A 23,688-nucleotide genomic window follows, 5' to 3' on the forward strand; every position below is an offset into this window, starting at 1 on the left:
TCTACTTTACAATATTGATTTTTGAACCGTTATCCAGGTTGATCTGTCCGCTGGTAACAACCTGCTCCCCCCCCTTCAGTCCGCTTAAGATCTGAACTTTATCACCGTAAACTTTTCCGGTTTGAACTTTGATCAATTTCGCAGTTCCATTGCTTACAACAAACAATTGCCCGGAACTCACTCCATTTACGAAAGCTTCGGCAGGAACAGTCAGCATATTCTGAGTTTCAGCACCGTGATTGGTCTTGAAAACTGCTGTTGCGTACATACCGGCTTTCAAGTTTCCTCGGTTTTGGACTTCGATCTCAACCGGGAAATTCAAAGAAGCATCACTTTTAGGAGCAATGAAAGTAATTCTACCAGAGAATGAATCTTCTGGCAAAACATTGACATTGATCTTTACTTCCTGTCCCACTTGGATCCTCCCCACTTGGCTCTCGTCCACCAAAACAGAAAGCTTCAGAGTATTGATATTAACAATCTCGAAAAGTGAAGTTCCCGGCGCAACTACCATTCCCGGCTCAACCATTTTTTTGTTGATTGTTCCACTGATTCCCGCTCTTACACTTGTATCATTGATTTTTACACCTTGGGCTCTTACAGCGGTCTGTGCATTTTTCAATTGAAGTCTGGAGTTGTCCAATTGTTGTTTTGTAACACCTCCTGTTTTGTAAGCATTTTCGTAACGTTGGTTATCGATAATTGCATTTTGCAAAGTATTCTGAGCTTGCGTTACATCCACTTCGATCGCATCTCTTTTGATCGTTGCCAAAACTTGCCCAGCTCCCACTCTAGAACCTTCTTTTACCAAAACGCTAACGATCCTTCCAGAGATTTCAGAAGATTGATTAGTTTCCTGTTTCGGAATAAATGTTCCGTTTGCAGAATAATCTGTATCGATATTTTCACGGGAAACGGTGATCACATTAACATTGATCTTGTCAACTTGTCTTGCAACTTCTTTTACTTCAGTTTCCTGCTTCTTTTTGTTATCCGCTATTTTGTAGGCAGCCAGACCAATCAATACAGCTGCAACGATGATATATATTAATGTTTTTTTCATTTTATAGTTTATTTTAAATAAGTTTTAAGTTCTCCTTTTGATTTGTAGTATTGTACTTCTGCAATTTTATAATCCAGAACAGCAGTAGTGTAATTATTTTTCGCCTGAACCAAAGAGTTTTCCGCATCCAATAAATCTGTAAGAGTTGCTAGTCCATATTGATAATTGCTTTTTGTATCAGCAAGCACGCTTTCTGCCAATGCAACATTTGCTTTTTGGTTTTCAATAGATGTTAAGCTGTTTTCGATTTGTGACTTAGCATTCTGATATGCCTGGTCCAATCCTAGTTTGGTATCTTTCAAATCCGCTTCCAGTTTATCGATCTCAATTTGATTTTGCTGAACTTTCGCTTTAGTAGCAAATCCATTGAAAATCGGAATGTTAATGCCTAAACCAATTGCAGAATAGTCTGACCAATACACTCCATTAGACTTTCCATTGGTTAAAGGAAATTTTGCACCTAATCCTTGCCAGTTATAGTTGGCGGTCAAATTAACGGTTGGATAATATTTTGCAATTGTAGCTTTTTTCTGATATTCAAGAAGTTCTTTGTTTTTCAATAGAACTTTAATTTCAGTCCTGTCATCAGTGTTTACCATATTTTCCAAAAGATGCGGTGTCACTTCCATATCCGCTGGCACAAGCTGGATCTTGGTTTCAATCGGCATTCCCATATAAAATTTCAGAGCATTTTCTGCTTGTGCAATTCCGTTGTTACTCTGTTTGATATTGGTTTCGATATTAGTCAAATTAACATTAGTCCTGTCCAGATCGATTTTTTTGGACAACCCGTTATCGAACAAGCTCTTGATCACATTTCGTACTTTCTCTGTACTTGCAAAGCTACTTTCCAGAGTACTTTTCTTTTCCTGGGCTGTAAAAACCTGGAAGTAAGCATTAGAAACCCTTTCAATGATCTGCTCATCAGTAAGATCGGCGTTCAGCTGATAGAATTCTTTGGTTGATTTTGCAGCCTTTAGACCTATAAATACCTGTTGATCAAACAATGCCTGCTGCAGTTGGACACCTGCTCCGGCAATCCATTTTTGTCCAAATGGAACCATCACTATTGTTCCTGGCGCACCAAAAAAATCACCCGGCAAAGCACTTTCCTGCAAGATTGGATTATGGGTAAGATTTGCCGTCCCATTGATCTTAGGAAGTGCGCCTGCTTTTGCCTCTAATATCTTTGCTTCTGCATTTGCAACATCCAGCTTTGCTTTCAGTGCGTCCGACTTATTCTGCAAAGCATATTCTATGGCTTGTTTCAAGGTAATGGTCTGCTGAGAATACAAGAGTGATCCCGTAACAGTCAAAACGCCTAAAGCCAATTTTCTCCACTTTATCATTTTGTTATTAATCATAGTTTATTACTTCGTTAATTTTTTATATTTTTCTTTTATTTTTTTGAAAGCTTTTACTCTTATGTGACGGATGGTCTGTCAAAATACTTTAATATTATTTTCGATTTTTAAAAAGCATATTGAGAATAATATCTTTTCTGTCGGCTATCAACCGGTCAAATTCTTTATCGTCGATCATTAAATTCTCCATAATAAGAGGTCTTACCGCACTTGGAAATACAAGTAGGGAGATCATATTGAAGATGAACTGGATCGGTTCCATTTTTTCTACATTTCCAAGCTCCATCTCTTGTTCAATATCTCGAAAGAGCTTTTTCAGATCATCCTCCTCAACATCTTTTTTGTGGCAACTTCCTTTATTGATTTGTGAAACGATATAAGTTTCCAAATACGGATACCGCAAACTTGTGGATAAGCTCTCTTCAATAAACTGGGCTATCTTCTCCTTAAAGAGAAGATCGGACCTCATAATCACCTCAGATTTTTCCTTTTCCACTTTATGTGCTTCATCAAAGACAATTTGAACCAAATTATCTCTTGATCGGAAGTAGTAGTTTATCAGTGTTCTGTTAATACCTGCTTCATCGGCAATCTCTTGAGTTGTAGCGTCAAATTTCCCTTTGACGAAGAAGAGATTCTTCGTTGTTTCTTTGATCAACTCCTGGGTCTGGTCTTTTTTTTCTTGTTTTGACATTTTTGTTAAACAATTTTGTGCAAATTTATATCAATCATTTGTTTTGACAAAATTGTTAAACATTAAAATTAAACAAATTTGAAAATTTAATACAAACTTAACATTCAAAAAATCCATGGCACTTCTCCTAGGGCAAGAATTACTATTCTATTATAAAGTTAAAATCAGTAACTTTGCAAAATTCATAAAATAGGTTTCCAAAAAATATAAAATCCGAAAATCGGGAAACTTGATAATTCATAACTCATTCATAATTTAATGGAATTAATACATCGCAACCTTCTGATCGGAATCCATGATTCTCTACAAGAAACTTTTTTCGAAGACAGAAAATATGCAGATAAAGTCATAGAAAGACTCCTAAAATCTCACAGAAAATGGGGAAGCGAGGACAGAAAAGTAGTTTCCGAGATCTTCTACAATATCATCCGTTGGAAAAAACGTCTGGAATACTACATGGGAGAAGGTGTGAAACCTACGAACGTATACAAAATGATCATTGCCTATCTTCTTTGGAGCAAAACACATTATAAAAAATTTGAAGAATTTGACGGGATCAAGGTCGCGGATATCCTTACTAAATTGAAAAAGGGCACTGTTCCAACAAAAGCCATAGAGCACTCTATTCCTGATTGGTTAGCTGAAACTTTGGAAAGAGAATTAGGAAAAAACTGGGAAAGAGAAATGTTGGCGCTTAACGAACAGGCTCCTACAGTTCTTCGTACAAATACTCTAAAAACAACTCCAAGAGAATTGGTCGCAGATTTAAATGATGAAAATGTAGAAGCTTTTACGGTCAAAAATTATCCCGATGCCGTCCAATTGACCGAGAAGAAAAACGTTTTTCTGACATCAGCCTTCAAAGATGGATTGTTTGAAGTTCAAGATGCGAGTTCCCAAAAAATTGGAGAATTATTGGATGTAAAGGAAGGAATGAGGGTTGTAGATGCCTGTGCCGGTGCCGGCGGAAAAACTTTACATCTAGCAGCTCTGATGAAAAACAAAGGACAGATCATTGCACTCGATATCTACGAATGGAAATTAGCAGAGCTAAAAAGACGGGCCAAAAGAGCTGGAGCACACAACATAGAAACCAGAGTAATCTCTGACAATAAAGTCATCAAAAGATTACACGAAAAAGCCGACAGACTATTGATAGATGCCCCATGTTCGGGTCTTGGTGTCCTGAAAAGAAATCCGGATTCCAAATGGAAAATAGATCAGGCTTTCATTGACAGGATCAAAGGCGAACAACAACAGATCTTACAGGATTACTCCAAGATTTTGAAGAAAGGAGGGCAAATGATCTATGCAACATGCTCTATTCTGCCTTCAGAAAATAATGAACAAGTAAAAACATTCTTGAAAAACAATCCTGATTTTTCCCTTGTCAAAGATGAAAAAATAATGCCTAGCGAAGGTTATGACGGATTCTATATGGCACTGATCAAACGTAATTGATAAAAAAATTCCTAGGATACACAAGGTATTCCTAGGAATTAAAAACACAAATGATGAAAGCGCAAATCTAAGACATATTTTATTAAAATGCCTTATCATTTGGTAATAAAAAAGAATTTTATAAATTCTTTAACATAAACAAGAGATTCAATTGAATCTCTTGTTTATTTATAGTTTAATTCAAATCATTAATTCCTCATTTATATAGCCTTGCTTGTTTAATTTTTTTTCACAAGCTAATCAATCTCATACTTTAGAATCATTCTAAAATCATATTTAATCCTTAAATTTGCGTTTCAAAATTTCTTATAAATGTTTGAAACAGATATCATTATAATAGGCGCAGGCCCGACAGGCCTTTTCGCTGTCTTCGAAGCAGGATTGTTAAAATTAAGATGCCATCTGATAGATGCCCTTCCACAGCCTGGTGGACAATTAACAGAACTATATCCTAAAAAACCAATCTTTGACATTCCAGGTTTCCCAAGTGTGGATGCAGGTGTTTTGGTGGACAACCTGATGGAACAGATCAAACAATTTGAACCTCAGTTTTCGCTGGCCCAGAAAGCGGTTAGCTATGAAAAAACAGAAGAAGGTGATTTCATCGTCACTACAAGCAGAGGTGTAAAAGTCAAGGGGAAAGCCATTGCAATTGCAGGCGGATTGGGAAGCTTTGACCCGAGAAAACCAGAGTTGGAAAACATCGATAAATTTGAAGAAAATGGTGTAGAGTATTTCGTAAGAGAACCGGAAATGTTCCGTGACAAAAAAATTGTGATTGCCGGAGGTGGAGATTCCGCCTTGGATTGGTCAGTTTTTCTAGCTGATGTCGCTTCTGATGTCACTTTGATCCACAGAAGAAATGAGTTCCGTGGAGCATTGGATTCAGTAGAAAAAGTAACTGAGCTAAAACATCAAGGAAAAATAAATTTGATTACACCTGCTGAAGTTACAGGCCTGATTGGCGATGATAAATTAACTGCAATCGAAATTGAAAAAGATGGTGAAAAATCAATTCTGGAAACAGACTATCTGATTCCTTTATTTGGGTTGACTCCTAAGTTGGGACCGTTGTCAGAGTGGGGATTGGAGATCGAGAAAAATGCGATCAAAGTAAACAACGCTTTGGACTACCAAACCAACATTGATGGAATCTACGCTATTGGTGATATCAATACCTATCCTGGAAAATTAAAATTGATCCTTTGCGGTTTCCATGAAGCGACGTTAATGGTTCAAAGTGTTTACAACAGGCTAAATCCTGGGAAAAAATTCGTTCTAAAATACACAACCGTAAGTGGTGTTGATGGTTTCGACGGAACTAGAAAAGAAGCTGAAAAAGCAGTTGTAAAATCGATTGATTAGAAGTTTTAAGAGATTAAAAATTAGTTTTTTTTAATTCTTAAATAATAATATAGAGAGGATTCTGGAATCCTCTTTTTTGTGCACAATCAAAAAATCTGACATCCGACATCTCTTGTCTAAAATCTATCTCTTATCTTTGCAACATGTCAGACGTTAATATTACAATCATAGACAGAGAAGGTGTTTCTCATACGATTCCCGCCCCAACAGATATGGCAATGAGTATTATGGAAGTTGTCCGTGCCTACGAACTAGCAGAAGAAGGAACGATTGGCATCTGCGGAGGAATGGCAATGTGCGCTTCCTGCCAATGTTATGTTTTAAGTGAAGATGTTCCGCTTCCGGAAATGTTACCAGACGAAGACGCAATGCTTGCAGAAGCTTTCAACGTAAAACCTAACAGCAGATTAGGTTGCCAAATTCCTATAACTCCAGAACTGGAGGGACTTGTTGTAGAACTCGCTCCAGAATATTAACCACAGTAGAAAGATAGTTTTTTTTAGAATTAATGTATGTTTCCTATGTGGTTTCGAATTATTTATTCTAAAATGAATTTCTTAGTAATTACTTTCCCGGATCTGGTTTTAAAAACGGCTAAATAAAATCCACTATTAATTTTATTCAAATCAATTTTCCCAGAAGAAAGAAGATTTTTTGATTCCAATAATTGTCTTCCACTAGTATCCACGATCACGATGGATTCAATAGCTTCAGTTCCTAATTTATAATTCAGAGATTTGTCTTTTACAAAAATCTCTACAGGACTTTTCTCCAAGTCAGAAACAGCCAAAACAGAACCTTTTGCCGTTTCGATGATAAACTCCAATCCCAGTTTTGCAAATTTTGCAGCGTGAGTTGCACTACTTCCCATATTGGACAGTTTATCATTGGTTGTATGGATATTTGGATTATATTGAGTAAAAGAAGCTTCGAAGGGAAAAGCCGCATCATAACCGTTATCTGCCCAACTGAAATGATCTGAACAGCCATAATTGCAGATCGTATTTCCGTAAGTGAATGCATGAGGGCCTGTTTTGTTGTAATGTTCCATTAATTCAATTAAAAACAAATTGAGGTCATTGCTATTATAAGAATCCGTCGTTAGATAAATATCTTTTGTAGAACCTTTATAATTGGTCATATCGAATTGCACAAACGAAACCACATTCTTATTATCAAGTGCATAATCCTGGGCAATCTCCGAAGAGCCAACCAATCCGATTTCTTCAGCAGCAAAAGCCATAAACTCAACGGTTTTTGATGGTTTGTAATTCACATCCAACAAAACCCTTATCATTTCAGAAATTGTGGCAATCCCTGACGCATCATCATCTGCTCCCGGTGCAAAATTGGCATTACTGGTAATAGAATCCATATGTGCCCCCACAATGATGAAATCATTCGGAGCCGTAGTTCCATCAATTGTAAAAACCAGAGAAGGCATCGGTGTTCCAAAGTGATCAACTACTCTAACAGATACATCCGTTCTTCCAGAAGCAGTGATCAAAGCTTGCCATTTTGTTTTCAGATCCTGAACAGCTGTTTGCGCTTTCGCTGTCGTATGATAACGCGTTCCGTAATTTTCAAGAACCTGAATATGAGCCTTGATATTATCAGCATTCACTTTCGCAATGGCAGCATTGACCGCCGCATTTTGGTCAATCGTAAATGATAAAACCCTATTCGATCTTTTAGATCTGTTAATTGCCGATAACGCTTCTTCTTTGGAAGATTTGTAAACATAGCCAGGGCCATGTGTGATGACATTATGATGAAGAAACTCAGCTGCCTTTTTGGTCAGAAAAATAGCAGATTGATTTCCGGCAGCACCTACAATTTCAATTTCTTCAGGGAATTTTTCTTTTAGTTCTTTTGCGCTTTCAGAATCCGTCGTTGCATAGAACTTGTCTGATTGTGCGAAAGCGTGGCTAAAAACTACAAGTGAAAATATAGAAAGTAATTTTCGTTTCATTAATTATTGATTTTTCAGCTTTTATTTCTGTAAAAATAATCAAATTCTTTAACAAATTATTGAATTAATTATCATTTTGATTCTATTATTTATAAATAAATCGTATGGAATTATTTTTGAATTGATGAGGAAAATAAATTATTATGAAAAATTCATTTCTAAAAATAGCAATACCAATTTCAGTTGGAGTTTTGGCAATCTTAATATTTAAATCCTGTTCTGTTGGAATTCCTGAAAAAGCAACCGCAATTCAGAATTTTGATTCAGAGAAATATCTGGGAAAATGGTATGAGATCGCAAGATTCGATTTCAAATTTGAAAAGAATATGAATCAGGTCACAGCTACATATTGCAAGAATCCTGACGGAACTATAAAAGTTGACAACAAAGGCTATGATTATGTGAAAAAAGAGTGGAAACAAAGCATTGGCGAAGCAAGATCTGTTAACTCTGAAAGCGAGGCAAGGCTGAAAGTATCTTTCTTCAAACCCTTTTGGGCCGGTTATAATGTCATCGAGCTGGTTGACTACAAATATGCTTTGGTTGCAGGAAAGAATCTGGATTATCTCTGGATTTTGTCTCGTGAAAAGACAATCCCGGAAAATATTAAAACTCAATTTCTTGATAAAGCAGAATCAATTGGTTATGATACTTCCAAATTGATCTGGGTGGAACAGAAATAAGAAGTGAAAAGAAGTACAGATCGTCGATTTATTGCCGACTGCAGCGGCATCCTTTTTTGGCGCTGATTTGGAAACGTTGGCGAAAAGACAGAGCGGAAAGCGGGATGGAAAGTGAACCGACACCGCAAGTGATGCTCCTAAAAATCAGCTTTGATAATTTGTATTTTGGCAAACAAATCACTAACTTAGAACATCTAAATCCAGATAAAAACCAATTGATAATATGGCGTTTATAGATTATTATAAAATTCTTGGGCTTGAAAAAAATGCATCAGCAGATGATATCAAAAAAGCTTACAGAAGGCTTGCGCGGAAGTATCATCCGGATATGAATCCGAATGATAAGGAAGCGGAGAAAAAATTCAAGGAGATCAACGAAGCCAATGAGGTTCTAAGCAATCCGGAAAACCGTGCAAAGTATGACAAATATGGCGAACACTGGAAACACGGCGAAGAGTACGAACGTGCGCAGCAACAGCAGAGACAGCAGCAGCAATATTCCGGGAACTTTGGTAGTGGATTTTCAGGAACAGACTTTGGTGAAGGCGAAGATTTTTCAGATTTTTTCCAGTCAATGTTTGGAGGTGGTGGCAGTGGATTTGGAAAAAATTCCAGAGGAAGTGCGAGCGGAAAATTCAAAGGTCAGGATATTTCAGCCGAACTGAGTCTCGGTTTGAAAGACGCCGCAAAAACCCATCAGCAGACTTTCGATATCAATGGCAAAAAAGTGAGAATCACAATTCCGGCAGGCGTTTATGATGGTCAGCAGATCAGGCTGAAAGGCCACGGGAATCCCGGAATGAACGGTGGACCGAATGGCGACCTCTATATCACATTCAATATTTCGGAAGATAAGGATTTTAAGCGTGAAGGTGATAATTTGAGAACGTCTGTCGATCTGGATCTTTACACAGCTGTTTTAGGAGGTGATGTTAACATCCGGACACTTGACGGTTCGGTTAATCTGAAAGTGAAACCAGAAACTCAAAATGGAACAACAGTAAGACTAAAAGGAAAAGGATTTCCGGTCTATAAAAAAGAAGGTGAGTCTGGTGACCTGTACGTAACATACAACATAAAAATCCCAACCAACCTTACTGAAAAACAAAAAGACCTTTTTCAACAACTCAAAAATTCTTAGCAATGAACGAAAGAATCTCCATAGAAGAAATCATCCGAATCTATAAAATAGATCATTCCTTTCTTGACCAGCTCATCGATTTGGAATTATTGCATCCCGAAACCGATAACCGCATCCGGTATATTATTTATGAAGAACTACCTCATCTTGAACGTTTCGCAAATTGGCATTACGACCTTGATATTAATCTTCCGGGCATCGAAATCATCCATAGGCTTCTCAATCAACTGGAAGATCTGAAAAATCAAAATCGCAGGCTGCTACAAAATGTTTCGAAGTTCGAAAACTGGGAAGATGCAGAATTTTAGCCAATTTTCTTTGTAGATTTGTAAGATGGAATTATATGATGTTCTTATTGTCGGCGGTGGTCCAATCGGGTTAGCCTGCGCTTTGGAAGCTAAGAAAAAGAATCTAAAATATATTGTAATTGAAAAAGGAACGGTTGCGAACAGTCTTTACAATTATCCATTATATATGACATTTTTTTCAACAGCCGATCGATTGGAAATTGACGAAATTCCCTTTATCACAACCAAACCGAAACCCGGCAGACAAGACGCTTTGGAATATTATCAGGGAATTGCACGCCAAAAGGAGATCAATATAAGACCTTATGAAAGGGTCATCAATATTCAGAAATCTACTTTCTTTCAGGTTGAGACCAGCAAGCAGATCTATTTTGCCAAGAATGTGATCATCGCCACAGGTTTTTATGATATCCCTAATATGATGGAAATTCCGGGCGAAGATTTGCCAAAGGTAAAACATTATTATACAGAACCCTACCCTTATGCTTTCCAGAAAGTCGTGGTTGTCGGTTCCAGTAATTCTTCTGTTGATGCTGCCTTGGAAATCTACAGAAAAGGCGGAAATGTAACGATGATCATCCGAAACAATGAGATCTCTAAAAGCGTAAAATATTGGGTAAAACCAGACATCGAGAACCGAATCAAAGAAGGAAGCATCAAAGCATTTTTCGGAGCAGAACTTTTGGAAGTGAAGTCCCATTCTGTTATTTTCAAAACCAATAAAGGCGAGACCCAAGAAATAGAAAATGATTTTGTTCTCGCAATGACAGGCTATCTTCCCGACTTTGAATTCCTTAAAAAAACTGGAATTGACTTAAAAGGCGAATGTCAAAACCCTCATTATAATCCCGGCACAATGGAAACCAACGTTGACGGAATCTACCTCGCGGGTGTTGTTTGTGGGGGGAAAGATACACATCTCTGGTTTATTGAGAACTCCAGGATCCATGCCCGACAAATCATCAAAGATATCCTTAGTAAAAATTAATAATTTGCGGACTTAGTTGGTATTCTTTTTGTAACTTATTAGCACAGAAAGAAAAACTATGAACATCAAATTAATTAAAAACACATTTCCTTTATTCATCATCATTTCGTTATTTCTGGTTCAATGTAAAAAGGACGAATCTGTTCCTTCCCCGGATAAAAATAATAATCCGATAACAGATATTTTATCTCCTGACGATAAAAAAGAGGAAGACTCAATAAAAGAAGAAAAACCAAAGGTTCCGGATGTTGTCATCCCAAGAAAAGACTTTGGATTCTATCCTTGGGTTTACAAAAACACCGACTCGGTTTCACAAAAAAACAAAAAAGAGTTCACCGGGAAAGCGCTTTATACCATTCTCGCTCTTAATCGACTTGACAGAGCTAATATCGGAGCAGCCGACACATTGGTTGTGCCTGCAAAGATAGAAGACGATTTCCTAATATATTCACCATTTCCAGGTCATGTTACAAGTCTTGAAAATGTACGAAAATTCGTTTTCTTTTCATATCCCATTCAAGCTTTTGGTGTTTATGAAAACGGAAACCTCATCAAATGGGGACCAACAAGTATGGGTAAAAAAGCAACGCCAACCAAAAGAGGTTTGATGTTTGCCAACTGGAAAAAAGAAGTGGCGATTTCTACCGTCAGCGACGAATGGAAACTCCGATGGAATGTAAATGTTGCTAATTTTGACGGCATCGGTTGGCATCAGTATGCAATGCCCGGATATCCGGCTTCGCACTCGTGCCTCAGAATGCTGGAAGAAGACGCCAAGTGGATGTACACCTGGGTGGACACTTGGATTCTGAACAAAGGCGGAGCAACTACCAGAGCCAAAGGAACACCACTGATCGTTTATGGTGATTATCCTTGGGGAAAAAGAAGACCATGGAAAAAACTGCTGGATTCTCCCGAAGCTAACAATATATCTGAAGATGAAATGAATAAAATCATCGAACCTCAGCTTGCCGAAATTATGAAGGAACAGGAGAACAGAGACATCGTTCTTCAGCAGATTGAACAGGAGAAAAAAGCAAAAGCAGACTCTTTGATGTCATTGGCAAACAAAGACGCTACAAAAGTACAATGATATTTATAATTTGATTGTTGCCTGGAGAATCTTCATGTTTTCTATCAGTAAATTTTAGCTAAGTTAATTAGATATGTTTTACCTTAGCTAAAATTAGTAATTGAATGTTGATCAATAGGGACAATACGCATAATTATATTAAAAAAATCCTTTTCTTTCTTATTTTTTTGAACATTTGTCTATTTCTAATACCCATCGAGCCAATAATGCCAAGTGTGGGACTGGATCCTTCTTGGCAACATGCTATGAATGTAGCCATTTCAGAAAAATTAGAATTAGGTAAAAAAATAATATTCACATATGGACCTTATATCGGGATCTGTACGCATTATTTTCATCCAAAATTGGATAGTATCAACATTATATGCTCTTCATTCCTAAGTATCACTTTCGGATATCTTATCTATAATTTACTGCGAAAAGAAAAAGTGACAATCATTTTTTTATTCTTTGTCATATTCTTTTTAATATCCAATACCAATTATAGGGATTTCATCTTCTACCTCGCCCCTTTTCTGCTTTTCTTTGATTTTATCAGAGCTGATATTAATAATTCCATACGACCGTTATTACATAAATTTATATTATACTTTCCGATTGGATTGATCATATTAATAAAATGTTCCTTTATCATTCCTTATCTACTAATTCTTCCTATTATATTTTTTATACTCATATCATCTAAAAGGGCAAAGGAAATAATAACTATATCAATAATCATATTTTCCGGATCAATATTTTTCTGGACCATCTCAGATCAAAAACCAACGAACCTACTTTCATATTTTACTTCTAACCTACCATTGATATCAGGATTTTCCGAAGGAATGTCAAGTACCGAACACTCTTTATCTGAAGTGATCCTATTTTGGTTTTTAGGAATAATTACGATTGTCCAATTATTTTTTTTAAAGTATAAACCTCATTCTTTTATTTTATCTATCGTTTCACTTTTCATCATATTTTTGAGTTTCAAAAGTGGATTTGTAAGGCAGGATGAGCATACAAAAATATCTTTTGCAATAATGATCTTCGTTGCGTTTTTTATTTATTTGTTTTCAAAAACGAAATCATCTTTTGCCATATTTTGTTTGTGCCTTATCACCTCTTTAACTTCCTATAAGTTATATCATGACACTTCATTCAGCGGTTCTATCAAAAATAATTTTGCAAAAATATATGACGGAATAAAACTCAGGTCACAGTATAAAAAAATAGAAACTGAATATCAGAAAAAGCTGGATGATATCAATAAAGAGATCCAGTTTCCTATTCTATCCGGAAGTAGTGATATTTATAATTTTGAGCAAAGTTATCTCCTGGCATCTAAAAACATCTGGAATCCACGACCTGTATTTCAAAGTTATACCGCATATACAAAAGACCTTTTATATGCCAATAGAAATCATTTGTTATCAAATAAAAGTCCAGACAATTTATTTTTCAAAGTCGAAACAATCGACGGTAGATTACCATCAACCGAAGATGGCAATAGCTGGCCTCTCATACTTTCAAATTATAAACCGATAAAATTCGAGAACGATTATCTCATCTTAAAAAAGAGTTATGAACAAAATAGAGATATTAAACCGGATCTTATACAAAGACGATCCGGGAGACTTAATCAGGAAATAGAAATCCCAGACCATACCGGTCTCTTATTCTGTAGAATGAGAATAGAGCCTACATTTTCGGGGAAATTTATAACAAGATTTTTCAGGTCCGACAAATTATATATGATCACCAAAGAAAATAATAACTCGGAAAAAAAATATAAATTAATAAGCGGAATGGTTGAAACTGATTTCTTAATATCTCCACTCGTAGAAGACACAAAAGATTATTATAATTTATATAAAAAAGATCATCTAAAATATAAAAATGTCAAATCAATCAAAATCACTCCCAATGATCGTAATTTCCTATTAGATTTCTGGCAGGATGATTTTGAAATAGAATTTTACAATTTTTCAAATTAATACGATGTATTTTGTTTTAGATATTCCCAACAATCGTTTTTACCTGTGTGAATTCTTTCAATGCATGCAAAGACAGCTCAACACCATAACCGGAAGATTTTGCTCCACCGAAAGGGAGTCTTGCGTCAGAACTCGTTGATTTGTTAATGGAGACCGTTCCGGATTCCAGATTATCGATGAAAAACTGAGCTCGTTTTTTATCTTTCGTCCAAACAGCATTGCCTAATCCGAACGGAATATCATTCGCTAATTTCAATATTTCTTCGTCATCTTTTCCAATCATCAGAATTGCCAAAGGTCCAAACAATTCCTCCTGAAGAATGGGATTACCTTCTTTTACCCGAATAATTCCCGGACGAAATTCATTCTCAGAAATACGCTCCAAAGCCAGAACCACTTCTGCTCCATGTTTCAAAGCTTTTTTATATTGACCTTCTAATTCATCTGCCAAATCGGGTCTTGCCATTTTTCCCAGTTTGGTTTCTTTTTTAAAAGGGTCAGCGGGTTGGTAAGAATTGTATTCTTCTACAAATTTTGGAATAAAATCTTTCTCAATATCTTGATGAACGATGAAACGCTTGGCTGCATTACAAACCTGACCAGTATTCTGAAGTTTTCCGGCAGGTCCTTCAATCGCTGCTTTTTCATAATCGGAATCCTCTAAAACAATAAAAGCATCACTTCCGCCTAATTCCAAAACTGATTTTTTTATATTCTTACCTGCCAACGCTGCAACAGTTCCACCGGCTTTTTCACTTCCTGTCAAGCTTACACCACGCACTAAAGGATTTTCAAGAATCTCTTTGATCTCATTATGCCCGATTCTTAGATTTTGGAAGATATATTTTGGGAAACCAGCTTCTGCAAAGGCTTTTTCAATTTCATCACCACTTCCGAAACAGATGGATGCGTGTTTCAGCAAAATAACATTTCCTGCAAGAATCGCCGGAACTGCAAATCTCAAAACCTGCCAGAAAGGAAAATTCCAAGGCATTACACCAAGAATAATTCCCATCGCATCATAATGAACTTCGCTGACATTGAATTCTGTTTCGATTTTCTCAGGTTTCAATACATTTTCTGCATTGGCATAAAACCTGATCATTCCCGCACTTTTCTCTATCTCGGCAATTGACTGGGAAATTGGCTTGTGCATTTCTGTTGTTATGATCTCTGCATATGTTTCTTTATTTTTATCCAGAACATCTGCCAGTTTCATAAGGAGTCTTTGTCTTTCTTCAAAAGGAGTTTTTCTCCAATCTTGAAAAGATCTGTGTGCAGAATCAATATGTTTTGTCAAATCCATTTTTCTCTGATTTTATTGAATATCGGGTTGCATTAATTGTACCAACTTTTGCCAGTCTAAATGTACAAAGTTGAGAATAAAACTCATATGTATTTTTATATTTTTTATAAATTTTTGTAGTAAATTTTATAAATAATGAAATTTAATTTTGGAAAGTAATTCAAAAACAGAGAATTGCTTCGCCCCGACCTGAGTGGAGCTCTTTTTCTTTTTCTCAAAAAAAGAAAAAAGCGGGAACGGAGGGCGGATAGAGGCGCCCAAAATATTATATTAATGTTTCTTGCTACTTCGGAAAAGTAAAACGGCGTTGAGGAAAATAAGCAGTAAATCCAATGTGACCCAGATACTGAGCTTGATGTTATCGTATTTGAGGTCATCGATCTTTTCCGTTGCAACAGCCGATAATTTGAGACTGTGGTTGATATAATTTTTGACCTCGATGATCTTGTCCTCATTCTTATTAGGAACTGCAACCTGTGAGAAATAGACCAACTTGTCTTTTCCAATGTACCCGACAACCCAAAACTCGCTGGATTTCTGCATATTGAGGTATTCTATCCTGAAATATTCCGGACGGATCTGTCCCACGTGCTTGGAAAGGTATTTTTGCGAAGTATTATCATCCTGAACCCGGATGATGTAGAAGTCTATCGGCTGGGGCAGATAGTTGATCACTTGAACAGCCAAAGAGTTTTCCAGAAATTGTGATACGCTTCTCTCTACAAACCAAAAGGTAAAATATGCAGCAACAGATATAGTGATGATCGTCCTGACAGCTTTGTTCCACAGACTCCATTTTCCTCCTCCGGCAGAGGAAAGAAATAGCGCTATGATCAGAAAAATGAGGATTAGGATGATTATCATTGAAACAAAGATAATGGTTTCTCTTTAATTAAAAAGTGACATTCCATTCTTTGTAGAACTCATCGAGGAACTGAAGCATAAACCGATGTCTGTGTTCTGCAATTTCTTTAGCTGTTTTTGTATTGAGCAAATCCTTCAGCAGCAACAATTTTTCGTAAAAATGATTGATCGTGGTTCCGTTGGATTTTTTGTATTCTTCTTTTGTCTGATTGAGCTTTGGCTCGATGTCCGGGTGATACATCAAGTTATTTTTGTAGCCTCCGAAATTGAAAGTTCTGGCTATTCCAATTGCTCCTATAGCGTCCAATCTATCCGCATCCTGGACGATCTTCAGTTCCAAAGGCAGATTTGCGGGAGCATCGTTTCGATTTTTGAACGACATATTTTCGATGATGAAAACAACGTTTTGAATTGTTTCCGAATCAACGTTTTGTTCTGTAAGAAAGTCGTTAACAATTTTGGAGGCCAAAGTTTCATCTCCGTTATGGAATTTTGGATCGGCAATGTCGTGTAACAATGCAGCTAACTCAATGATCAATTTGTCGCCTCCTTCTTTTTCCTGAATTCTCAAACTGAGTTTCCAAACACGCTCGATATGAAACCAATCGTGACCGGATTCTGTTCCTTCCAGTTTTTGTTTTACTAATTCTATTGTCTTGTTAATTAATTCCATTAATTCAATTCTTTTAAAATAATATTCCAGAGCTTTTTGTTATAGCTTCTGAAAAAATTAATATGGCCTATTTCTTTTTTTTCTGACTCCGATGTTTTTATTAATCTGTAAGTTGGTTTCAGATTCGGGTAAGTATCATTTAAAAGTGATTTCACACCTTTTTCAGTGAGCCAGACATCATCTTCTGCCCTTATTACAAAAACTTTCTGAGTCAGATCTTTAGAAAAATCATCTGATTGTTCCAATAACTTATTGGTCGATTTTTTATTGAGAATCAAAGTTCTCCAATCAAACGCACTTCCGGAAGGTAAACTTTCACCTAAGCCAAACCAATCCGCGGGAAAATACCCCAATAATCTGGTCGACAATGGCTGCGCAATTCCAAAGCCGAGATAAGCTTCTATTTTGGTCCTGAATTTCAGATTTCCGACAAAGGCATTCTGAGTCCCAACAAATACAAATTCCTCAAACATCTGAGAATCCTGATTCATTCCTAAGATCAAGGCTCCAACCGAATGTCCTAAACAAAACTTTTGATAATCTTGAAAATTAGCTCTAATATATGTGGTCACAGCTTTGTAATCCTTCTTCCCCCAGATCCTCATCGAAGCTTCGAAGCCTTTCATTCTATAGGGTTTTGAAAGTCCAATTCCACGATAATCATAAGTAATGACCGTAAACCCTTGTTCAGAAAAAAACTGCGCAAACGAAAAATAGATCTGCTGTTTGACACCCGTTGCAGAATTTATCAATAAAATTTTCCTATTTGGATCTCTAGGCTCAAAAATATGGACAGACAAGCTATAATTATCCTCGGTCAAAACATCAATACTCTTCATTAAAAATAATCTAATGGAATCACTTCATAAAAGTAAAAAATTCAACCTGTTGAAAATTATATTTCGATATGCTTGAAATATTAATTCTGGAAATCCTGGAGATAAGGCAAGCCTTTTTGGGAACCTCTGTAATCTGCTGCCTTAAGCGCAACCTCGTTACCAAACTGAACACAATCTTCAATAGAATTCCCGTGAAGTAATGCGATGGAAAATCCCGATGTAAAAGCATCTCCCAATCCCATATTATGCGATTGGCTTTTCGGGTCATTCCGGAAATATTTCATTTCGGAACCATCAAAATAACTGGTACTGTTGGCCCCATCTCTCACAAATAATTTGTTGGGAAGGTGCTTCATGATCTCTTCGTGGTTGCCTTCTCCGAAAATTATTTCCAAGTCTGTACTTTTTGCGACTATGAAACTTGCATATTCTATAATATCATCTGACAATCGATTTGCAGGCGCTGCATAAATCCCGATTTTCTTTCCAATATTTTTTGCTTTTTTGAAAAGATATTCAACGGTTTTCAAAGGAATCTCCAGCTGAGTTAAAATCAAATCTGCTGTTAAAAGATATTTTTCTGCTTCGTTGATGTCTTTTGGAGACAGATTATAATTAGCTGCGGGAACAACCGTGATGGCGTTTCCTTCATCAGAAGCGTTTACATAAGCCGTTCCTGTGTCTTCATCCTCGTCTTCTACAACGTAGGTCACATTCACATCTTCATCATCCAGATTTCTAAGGACCTGTTGTCCATAGGGATCCATCCCCACCCGACTGATCAGAGAAGTATGAGCACCTAAACGTGATGTTGCAATCGCCTGGTTTGCTCCTTTTCCTCCAAGAAAGCTTTTCAGGCTATCTGCCAGAACAGTATTATTTGCAGTCGGTATTTTAGATGTTTTGAGAACCAGGTCGATTGATGAGCTTCCTACAACTACAATCTGAGGTTTTATATGACGTAGCTTCATTTGTAATATTAATTGTTTAAAGTCAAATGAAATTGTGATTTATCGTTTCATTTTCTGCTAAAGTAACAATTTAATCCGTTCCTATTTCTATAAACTCAGAAATTAATTTAACCACCTGATTATCTTTAGAATAACCAATATAAGAAGCATAAAAACCTTCACCATATCCCGTTTCAAAAGCAATGAGATTTTCCTTTTTATCGTCATAAGGTTTCAGAACTGCAAATTGGTCAATTGCACCTTTTTCATCAAAAAAATGAGAATGGAAAAATTCTTCATAGATTCCCATAAAATCGGCTCCTTTTTTATGGAAAAGCTCCTGCTCCAGATTATTCAAAGCGGCCTGAGCATCTTTGTCCATGAAACTTCCCATTCCGGACTCCACAGGATAACCGAAGATCTCGCCTTCTTTCAGGTCTTTCAGGTTCTGGTCATCACATAGGGCCAAAGCCCAGTTTTCAGCCAATTGATTTTTATCGAAAACAATTTCAGCATAAGCCACACAATTGGACTCCCTTTCTTTGTGAATCAAAACCGTAAAATCACCCTTCGGAAACTCTTGTTCGAATGCGGATTTATCAGGCATGATCAAAGCATCACTGGCTACAATCCGTCCCGATGAAATATGGATTTCCCCGACTTCATAGGTTTCCAATAAAGTATTTTCTACGAAGTCCCGGGAGAATAATTTTTTTATGTTTTCTATGTGAGTCATTACAAACTTTTCAGTTTTTCTTCCAGCAAAGCAATTTTGTCCTGAGCATCTTTTTGTTTTTTACGCTCCACTTCTACGATTTCTGGTTTTGCGTTAGCCACAAATTTTTCGTTCGATAATTTTTTATCAACAGAGATCAAGAAGCCTTTCAGATATTTCAATTCTTCTTCGGTTTTTGCTTTTTCTTCGGCTAAATCTAAATTCTCGCTTAAAGGAATTGAAACTTCAGTTGCTCCAACCAAGAATGTAAAGCTTGGCTTATCCGTTTTTGTTCCAAAATGGATTTCAGAAACATTAGCCAATTTTCTTACAACCGCTTCATTCGAAAATTCTGTAGCATTGGTGAAAATCTCAACAGCTTCTCTTGGTGATATTCCCTTTGTCTGACGGTAGTTTCTTACTCCGGAAATCAATTCTTCTGAAGTCTCGAAGTTTTTTATGATGTCTTCGCTAAATTTGTCTGCTTTTTTCTGTTGAGCAATTACCAAAGCTTCATTGGTGCTTCTTTCAGAAATAGCCTGCCATAATTCTTCCGTCAGGAAAGGCATAAATGGATGAAGCAGCTTCATTAATTCTTCAAAGAAATAGATCGTTTTGGTGTAAACCTCTTTAGAAATCCCTTCACCGAAATTAGGCTTGATAGCTTCCAAATACCATCCGCAGAAATCATCCCAGATCAATTTATAGATCAAATGTAGAGCATCAGAAATTCTGAATTTTTCAAACTGGTCATTGATCTCCGCAATCGTTTTATTTAATTTGTTGTCAAACCACTCGATAGATTGTTTGTCAGAATCATTCAGAGATTTGTCTTCGTGATTCCACATATTGATCAATCGGAAAGCATTCCAGATTTTTGTAGCGAAGTTTCTGCCCTGCAACATCAGGTCTTCATCAAATAACAGATCGTTTCCTGCAGGTGCGCTCAACAAACTTCCTACACGAACGCCATCTGCACCATATTTTTCAATAAGATCTATCGGATCCGGGGAATTACCTAATTGTTTAGACATTTTTCTTCTTTGCTTATCTCGCACAATTCCTGTGAAATAAACATTTTTGAAAGGAACTTTTCCTCTGAATTCCAACCCTGCCATGATCATTCTGGCAACCCAGAAGAAGATAATATCCGGACCTGTAACCAGGTCTGAAGTCGGATAATAATAATTGATGTCTTCATTTTCCGGATCATTTAACCCATCGAAAACAGATATTGGCCACAACCAGGACGAGAACCAGGTGTCAAGAGCATCCTGGTCTTGTTTTAGGCTTTCAGTTGTGAGTTGTTGATTACCAGTTTTTTGTTTCGCCAATTCCAATGCGTCGCTGATGTTCTCAGCAACTACAAAATCATCTTCACCTTCACCATAATAATAAGCAGGAATCTGCTGTCCCCACCAAAGCTGACGGGAGATATTCCAGTCACGGATGTTCTCCATCCAGTGTTTGTAAGTATTTTTAAATTTTTCCGGATAGAATTTTATCTCGTCATCCATTACAACATCCAAAGCCGGTTTTGCAATTTCAGACATTTTTAAGAACCACTGAACAGAAACTTTTGGCTCAATAACAGCACCTGTTCTTTCCGAAGTTCCTACCTTGTTTACGTAATCTTCTGCTTTCAGTAAAAAATCTTTTTGCTCTAATTCTTTTGCGATCTCTTTTCTTACGGTAAAACGACCCTGACCTTGGTAATGCATTGCGTGCTCATTAAGAACCGCATCATCATCCATAGAGTCAATGATCGGCAGGTTATGTTTTTGACCGATTTCATAGTCATTGATATCGTGAGCAGGCGTAATTTTCAATGCACCTGTTCCGAACTCGATGTCCACATAATCGTCTTCAATAATTGGAATTACTCTATTTACAATCGGAACAATCACGTTTTTGCCTTTCAAATGAGCATATCTCTCGTCATTTGGATTGATACAAACTGCCACATCACCAAAAATAGTTTCTGGCCGTGTTGTTGCTACAGAAAGGAATTCTTCTGTTCCTTCTATTTTATATTTAAGGAAATATAGTTTTCCGTTTTGTTCTTTAAAAATTACTTCTTCGTCAGAAATATTTGTTTTCGCTTCAGGATCCCAGTTAACGATTCTTGAACCTTTATAGATAAGACCTTTATTATACAAATCAACAAAAGATTTGATAACCTGTTGAGACATTTTATCTTCCAAAGTGAATCTCGTTCTGTCCCAATCGCAGGAACAACCTAGTTTTTTCAATTGTTCCAAGATCGTTCCACCATATTTATCAGTCCAGTCCCAAGCGTGCTTTAGAAATTCTTCACGAGTGATGTCGGATTTATTGATACCTTCAGATTTCAATTTAGCTACCACTTTCGCTTCTGTCGCAATAGAAGCGTGATCTGTTCCCGGTACCCAACAAGCGTTGAACCCCTGCATCCTTGCTCTTCTGACCAATACATCCTGAATCGTATTATTCAACATATGTCCCATATGAAGAATCCCCGTCACGTTAGGTGGCGGAATTACAATTGTATAAGGAGGCCTGTTATCCGGAGTCGAGTGAAAAAATTTGTTCTCTAACCAGAAGTCATACCATTTCTGTTCAGTTTCCTGTGGATTGTATTTGTCTGCAATCTGCATTTTAAAATTATTTTTGGCTTGTAATCTGCAAAAATAAGATAATGTGAAAAAATTAACATCACATATTTAAATTATTTATAACTTTGTTCTTTAAAATTTAATTAAAACAAAAAAAATATGAAAAAGATTCTTGCTGGATTATTTATGACCGGAGCTATCGCATTTGCATCTGCTCAAACAATATCATTCGACAAAACAACTTTCGACTATGGAAATGTAAAAGCTGGTTCTGACGGACACAGATTTTTCACAGTAAAAAATACTGGTGACAAGCCTCTTATCATCAGCGAAGTAAAACCTTCTTGCGGATGTACGACTCCAGAATGGAGCAAAGACCCGATCTTACCTGGAAAATCTGCCCAGATCAAGGTTGGATACAACACTGGTATCAAAGGTGCTTTCAACAAATTGATTGAAGTTTATTCCAACGACCCTGCAAACAACAGATCCGTTCTTTATATCAAAGGAAATGTTGAGGATCTGCAAGGAGTTAATCAAGAAGCTAAACTTACTGTAGCACCAGTTGCAACTGCAACAGCTGTAGCCGCTCAGCCTGCTGCTCAGGCTAAAAGAGTTGCAAAAAAAGCTACTGTTCAAAAAGTTGAAGCTGCTAAATAATAAAAATTTACAAATTTTTTAAAACCGTTTCTTTTTAAGAAGCGGTTTTTTATTTTTACACCAAATCAAATTCTTATGGGATATAACTTTTCTGATGATTTCTTAATAAAAGAAAATTCAAAATTCGAGATAAAGAAATATAATACAAGCTACAATGGCAAAATCAATAAAGATGAAGCCAAGCAGCTCCTGGAAATGGAAAACGAAAAACTCCGTGTCCTGCAAGAGAAATTGTACGCTGATGGAAGCCAGTCTTTGCTCATCATTCTTCAGGCAATGGATGCTGCCGGAAAAGACAGTTTGATAGAACATGTTTTTGGAGGTGTGAATCCACAAGGTTGTGAAGTGAAAAGTTTCAAAACACCAAGTTCCAAAGAATATTCCCACGATTTTCTCTGGAGACAATACCAGGCACTTCCCGAGAAAGGGAAAATCGGGATTTTTAATCGTTCTCATTACGAAAGCGTTTTGGTATGTAAAGTTCATCCTGAGTACAATCTTAGCGAAAAGGTTTGGAAAGATGTGAAACAATTTGATAAGAAATTTTGGGAAAATCGCTACGAAAGCATCCGAAACTTTGAAAAACATCTGGCAAATAACGGAACAAAAATCATCAAGATCTTTCTTAACGTTTCTAAAGAAGAACAAAAGCAACGCTTTCTGGACAGAATCAATGAAGATGATAAGAACTGGAAATTTTCTTCGGGAGATATTACAGAAAGAGGTTTTTGGGATGATTATATGAAAGCATACGAGCAAGCTATTAACGAAACTTCTACTGATTCTGCACCTTGGTTTGTGATTCCCGCCGACCAAAAATGGTTTTCCAGAGTTGCCGCGATTCAGATCATCATTGACAAACTGGAGGAAATGAACCTGCAATATCCAAAACTTTCCGAAAAAGAGAAAAGCGGATTAGCAGAATCCAAAGCAAAATTGGAAAGCGAAAAGTAATTCCCTATTACGGAAAACCTCA

General features: G+C 36.7%; 22 protein-coding genes. 11 read left to right on the plus strand and 11 right to left on the minus strand.

What is annotated here, in order from left to right; genetic code table 11:
- Position 1: 1 nt before the first annotated feature.
- From K319_RS0113625 to K319_RS0113635, 3 genes are all read right to left on the minus strand, one after another.
- The gene (locus K319_RS0113625) at positions 2-1,063 is read right to left on the minus strand and encodes an efflux RND transporter periplasmic adaptor subunit (RefSeq protein ID WP_027384094.1); all 1,062 of its coding nucleotides are present in this window, start codon (positions 1,061-1,063) and stop codon (positions 2-4) included.
- A gap of 8 nt (positions 1,064-1,071) precedes the next feature.
- A complete protein-coding gene (locus K319_RS0113630; protein ID WP_051230708.1) occupies positions 1,072-2,412 on the minus strand; it encodes a TolC family protein in 1,341 nt (446 codons plus the stop codon).
- A gap of 109 nt (positions 2,413-2,521) precedes the next feature.
- The gene (locus tag K319_RS0113635) at positions 2,522-3,121 is read right to left on the minus strand and encodes a TetR/AcrR family transcriptional regulator (protein ID WP_027384096.1); all 600 of its coding nucleotides are present in this window, start codon (positions 3,119-3,121) and stop codon (positions 2,522-2,524) included.
- Positions 3,122-3,379: 258 nt separating this feature from the next.
- Between K319_RS0113635 and K319_RS0113640 the strand changes: the two genes are divergently transcribed.
- The 3 genes from K319_RS0113640 to K319_RS0113650 all read left to right on the plus strand — a co-directional run bounded on the left by K319_RS0113640 (position 3,380) and on the right by K319_RS0113650 (position 6,423).
- Complete coding sequence (locus K319_RS0113640; protein ID WP_027384097.1) at positions 3,380-4,582, plus strand: RsmB/NOP family class I SAM-dependent RNA methyltransferase; 1,203 nt, start codon at positions 3,380-3,382, stop codon at positions 4,580-4,582.
- Positions 4,583-4,894: 312 nt separating this feature from the next.
- Positions 4,895-5,947, plus strand: a complete 1,053-nt coding sequence (locus tag K319_RS0113645; protein WP_027384098.1) for an NAD(P)/FAD-dependent oxidoreductase — start codon at positions 4,895-4,897, stop codon at positions 5,945-5,947.
- A gap of 143 nt (positions 5,948-6,090) precedes the next feature.
- On the plus strand, positions 6,091-6,423 hold the full coding sequence (locus tag K319_RS0113650) for a 2Fe-2S iron-sulfur cluster-binding protein (protein WP_027384099.1): 333 nt from the start codon (positions 6,091-6,093) through the stop codon (positions 6,421-6,423).
- Between the two features lie 62 nt (positions 6,424-6,485).
- Here the strand turns inward: K319_RS0113650 and K319_RS20490 are convergent, their stop codons facing one another.
- The gene (locus K319_RS20490; protein WP_051230693.1) at positions 6,486-7,919 is read right to left on the minus strand and encodes a M20/M25/M40 family metallo-hydrolase; all 1,434 of its coding nucleotides are present in this window, start codon (positions 7,917-7,919) and stop codon (positions 6,486-6,488) included.
- A gap of 143 nt (positions 7,920-8,062) precedes the next feature.
- Here K319_RS20490 and K319_RS0113660 point away from each other — a divergent pair, with 143 nt between their 5' ends.
- From K319_RS0113660 to K319_RS21565, 6 genes are all read left to right on the plus strand, one after another.
- Positions 8,063-8,602 carry a lipocalin family protein gene (locus K319_RS0113660; RefSeq protein WP_027384100.1) on the plus strand — a complete coding sequence of 180 codons (540 nt, stop codon included), beginning with the start codon at positions 8,063-8,065 and terminating at the stop codon, positions 8,600-8,602.
- A gap of 223 nt (positions 8,603-8,825) precedes the next feature.
- The gene (locus K319_RS0113670) at positions 8,826-9,743 is read left to right on the plus strand and encodes a DnaJ C-terminal domain-containing protein (RefSeq protein ID WP_027384102.1); all 918 of its coding nucleotides are present in this window, start codon (positions 8,826-8,828) and stop codon (positions 9,741-9,743) included.
- Between the two features lie 2 nt (positions 9,744-9,745).
- Entirely contained in the window at positions 9,746-10,051 is a 306-nt protein-coding gene (locus K319_RS0113675; RefSeq protein ID WP_027384103.1) for a chaperone modulator CbpM, read from the plus strand.
- Between the two features lie 25 nt (positions 10,052-10,076).
- Entirely contained in the window at positions 10,077-11,039 is a 963-nt protein-coding gene (locus K319_RS0113680; protein WP_027384104.1) for a YpdA family putative bacillithiol disulfide reductase, read from the plus strand.
- 58 nt (positions 11,040-11,097) lie between these two features.
- The gene (locus tag K319_RS20495; protein ID WP_235696110.1) at positions 11,098-12,132 is read left to right on the plus strand and encodes a L,D-transpeptidase; all 1,035 of its coding nucleotides are present in this window, start codon (positions 11,098-11,100) and stop codon (positions 12,130-12,132) included.
- An 827-nt stretch (positions 12,133-12,959) separates the two neighbouring features.
- Positions 12,960-14,111: a hypothetical protein gene (locus K319_RS21565; RefSeq protein ID WP_156907108.1), complete on the plus strand. Its 1,152-nt coding sequence runs from the start codon at positions 12,960-12,962 to the stop codon at positions 14,109-14,111.
- A gap of 16 nt (positions 14,112-14,127) precedes the next feature.
- Here K319_RS21565 and K319_RS0113695 read toward each other — a convergent pair whose 3' ends face one another.
- From K319_RS0113695 to K319_RS0113725, 7 genes are all read right to left on the minus strand, one after another.
- On the minus strand, positions 14,128-15,417 hold the full coding sequence (locus K319_RS0113695; RefSeq protein ID WP_027384106.1) for an aldehyde dehydrogenase family protein: 1,290 nt from the start codon (positions 15,415-15,417) through the stop codon (positions 14,128-14,130).
- A gap of 270 nt (positions 15,418-15,687) precedes the next feature.
- Positions 15,688-16,281 carry a hypothetical protein gene (locus tag K319_RS0113700; RefSeq protein WP_051230695.1) on the minus strand — a complete coding sequence of 198 codons (594 nt, stop codon included), beginning with the start codon at positions 16,279-16,281 and terminating at the stop codon, positions 15,688-15,690.
- A 28-nt stretch (positions 16,282-16,309) separates the two neighbouring features.
- Positions 16,310-16,954 carry an HD domain-containing protein gene (locus tag K319_RS0113705; protein WP_034671829.1) on the minus strand — a complete coding sequence of 215 codons (645 nt, stop codon included), beginning with the start codon at positions 16,952-16,954 and terminating at the stop codon, positions 16,310-16,312.
- Positions 16,954-17,793 (minus strand): alpha/beta hydrolase family protein, encoded by an 840-nt coding sequence (locus tag K319_RS0113710; protein WP_027384109.1) that lies wholly within the window; start codon positions 17,791-17,793, stop codon positions 16,954-16,956. The genes K319_RS0113705 and K319_RS0113710 overlap by 1 nt, the downstream gene beginning before the upstream one ends.
- Positions 17,794-17,873: 80 nt before the next feature.
- Complete coding sequence (locus K319_RS0113715; RefSeq protein ID WP_027384110.1) at positions 17,874-18,764, minus strand: ribokinase; 891 nt, start codon at positions 18,762-18,764, stop codon at positions 17,874-17,876.
- Between the two features lie 70 nt (positions 18,765-18,834).
- Positions 18,835-19,479, minus strand: coding sequence for a DUF4241 domain-containing protein (locus tag K319_RS0113720; protein WP_027384111.1), 645 nt, complete (start codon positions 19,477-19,479; stop codon positions 18,835-18,837).
- Positions 19,479-22,094 (minus strand): valine--tRNA ligase, encoded by a 2,616-nt coding sequence (locus K319_RS0113725; RefSeq protein ID WP_027384112.1) that lies wholly within the window; start codon positions 22,092-22,094, stop codon positions 19,479-19,481. The genes K319_RS0113720 and K319_RS0113725 overlap by 1 nt, the downstream gene beginning before the upstream one ends.
- A gap of 117 nt (positions 22,095-22,211) precedes the next feature.
- On the opposite strand from K319_RS0113725, the gene K319_RS20500 reads away from it, so the two are divergent.
- Both K319_RS20500 and K319_RS0113735 read left to right on the plus strand, forming a co-directional pair.
- Positions 22,212-22,712 carry a DUF1573 domain-containing protein gene (locus K319_RS20500; protein ID WP_084403454.1) on the plus strand — a complete coding sequence of 167 codons (501 nt, stop codon included), beginning with the start codon at positions 22,212-22,214 and terminating at the stop codon, positions 22,710-22,712.
- A gap of 75 nt (positions 22,713-22,787) precedes the next feature.
- Positions 22,788-23,666: a polyphosphate kinase 2 family protein gene (locus K319_RS0113735; protein ID WP_027384113.1), complete on the plus strand. Its 879-nt coding sequence runs from the start codon at positions 22,788-22,790 to the stop codon at positions 23,664-23,666.
- The last annotated feature ends 22 nt before the right edge of the window (positions 23,667-23,688 follow it).

It is taken from the genome of Epilithonimonas caeni DSM 17710, from assembly GCF_000426465.1.
GTDB lineage: Bacteria > Bacteroidota > Bacteroidia > Flavobacteriales > Weeksellaceae > Epilithonimonas > Epilithonimonas caeni.

What these genes read in the sequence shown, in the direction of transcription:
- K319_RS20490 (WP_051230693.1), bottom strand. Translation starts at nt 7,919, where the DNA reads ATGAAACGAAAATTACTTTCTATATTTTCACTTGTAGTTTTTAGCCAC.
- K319_RS0113625 (WP_027384094.1), bottom strand. Translation starts at nt 1,063, where the DNA reads ATGAAAAAAACATTAATATATATCATCGTTGCAGCTGTATTGATTGGT.
- K319_RS0113725 (WP_027384112.1), bottom strand. Translation starts at nt 22,094, where the DNA reads ATGCAGATTGCAGACAAATACAATCCACAGGAAACTGAACAGAAATGG.
- K319_RS0113630 (WP_051230708.1), bottom strand. Translation starts at nt 2,412, where the DNA reads ATGATAAAGTGGAGAAAATTGGCTTTAGGCGTTTTGACTGTTACGGGA.
- K319_RS0113710 (WP_027384109.1), bottom strand. Translation starts at nt 17,793, where the DNA reads ATGAAGAGTATTGATGTTTTGACCGAGGATAATTATAGCTTGTCTGTC.
- K319_RS0113635 (WP_027384096.1), bottom strand. Translation starts at nt 3,121, where the DNA reads ATGTCAAAACAAGAAAAAAAAGACCAGACCCAGGAGTTGATCAAAGAA.
- K319_RS0113680 (WP_027384104.1), top strand. Translation starts at nt 10,077, where the DNA reads ATGGAATTATATGATGTTCTTATTGTCGGCGGTGGTCCAATCGGGTTA.
- K319_RS20495 (WP_235696110.1), top strand. Translation starts at nt 11,098, where the DNA reads ATGAACATCAAATTAATTAAAAACACATTTCCTTTATTCATCATCATT.
- K319_RS21565 (WP_156907108.1), top strand. Translation starts at nt 12,960, where the DNA reads ATGTCAAGTACCGAACACTCTTTATCTGAAGTGATCCTATTTTGGTTT.
- K319_RS20500 (WP_084403454.1), top strand. Translation starts at nt 22,212, where the DNA reads ATGAAAAAGATTCTTGCTGGATTATTTATGACCGGAGCTATCGCATTT.
- K319_RS0113700 (WP_051230695.1), bottom strand. Translation starts at nt 16,281, where the DNA reads ATGATAATCATCCTAATCCTCATTTTTCTGATCATAGCGCTATTTCTT.
- K319_RS0113650 (WP_027384099.1), top strand. Translation starts at nt 6,091, where the DNA reads ATGTCAGACGTTAATATTACAATCATAGACAGAGAAGGTGTTTCTCAT.
- K319_RS0113675 (WP_027384103.1), top strand. Translation starts at nt 9,746, where the DNA reads ATGAACGAAAGAATCTCCATAGAAGAAATCATCCGAATCTATAAAATA.
- K319_RS0113645 (WP_027384098.1), top strand. Translation starts at nt 4,895, where the DNA reads ATGTTTGAAACAGATATCATTATAATAGGCGCAGGCCCGACAGGCCTT.
- K319_RS0113715 (WP_027384110.1), bottom strand. Translation starts at nt 18,764, where the DNA reads ATGAAGCTACGTCATATAAAACCTCAGATTGTAGTTGTAGGAAGCTCA.
- K319_RS0113695 (WP_027384106.1), bottom strand. Translation starts at nt 15,417, where the DNA reads ATGGATTTGACAAAACATATTGATTCTGCACACAGATCTTTTCAAGAT.
- K319_RS0113720 (WP_027384111.1), bottom strand. Translation starts at nt 19,479, where the DNA reads ATGACTCACATAGAAAACATAAAAAAATTATTCTCCCGGGACTTCGTA.
- K319_RS0113735 (WP_027384113.1), top strand. Translation starts at nt 22,788, where the DNA reads ATGGGATATAACTTTTCTGATGATTTCTTAATAAAAGAAAATTCAAAA.
- K319_RS0113660 (WP_027384100.1), top strand. Translation starts at nt 8,063, where the DNA reads ATGAAAAATTCATTTCTAAAAATAGCAATACCAATTTCAGTTGGAGTT.
- K319_RS0113670 (WP_027384102.1), top strand. Translation starts at nt 8,826, where the DNA reads ATGGCGTTTATAGATTATTATAAAATTCTTGGGCTTGAAAAAAATGCA.
- K319_RS0113705 (WP_034671829.1), bottom strand. Translation starts at nt 16,954, where the DNA reads ATGGAATTAATTAACAAGACAATAGAATTAGTAAAACAAAAACTGGAA.
- K319_RS0113640 (WP_027384097.1), top strand. Translation starts at nt 3,380, where the DNA reads ATGGAATTAATACATCGCAACCTTCTGATCGGAATCCATGATTCTCTA.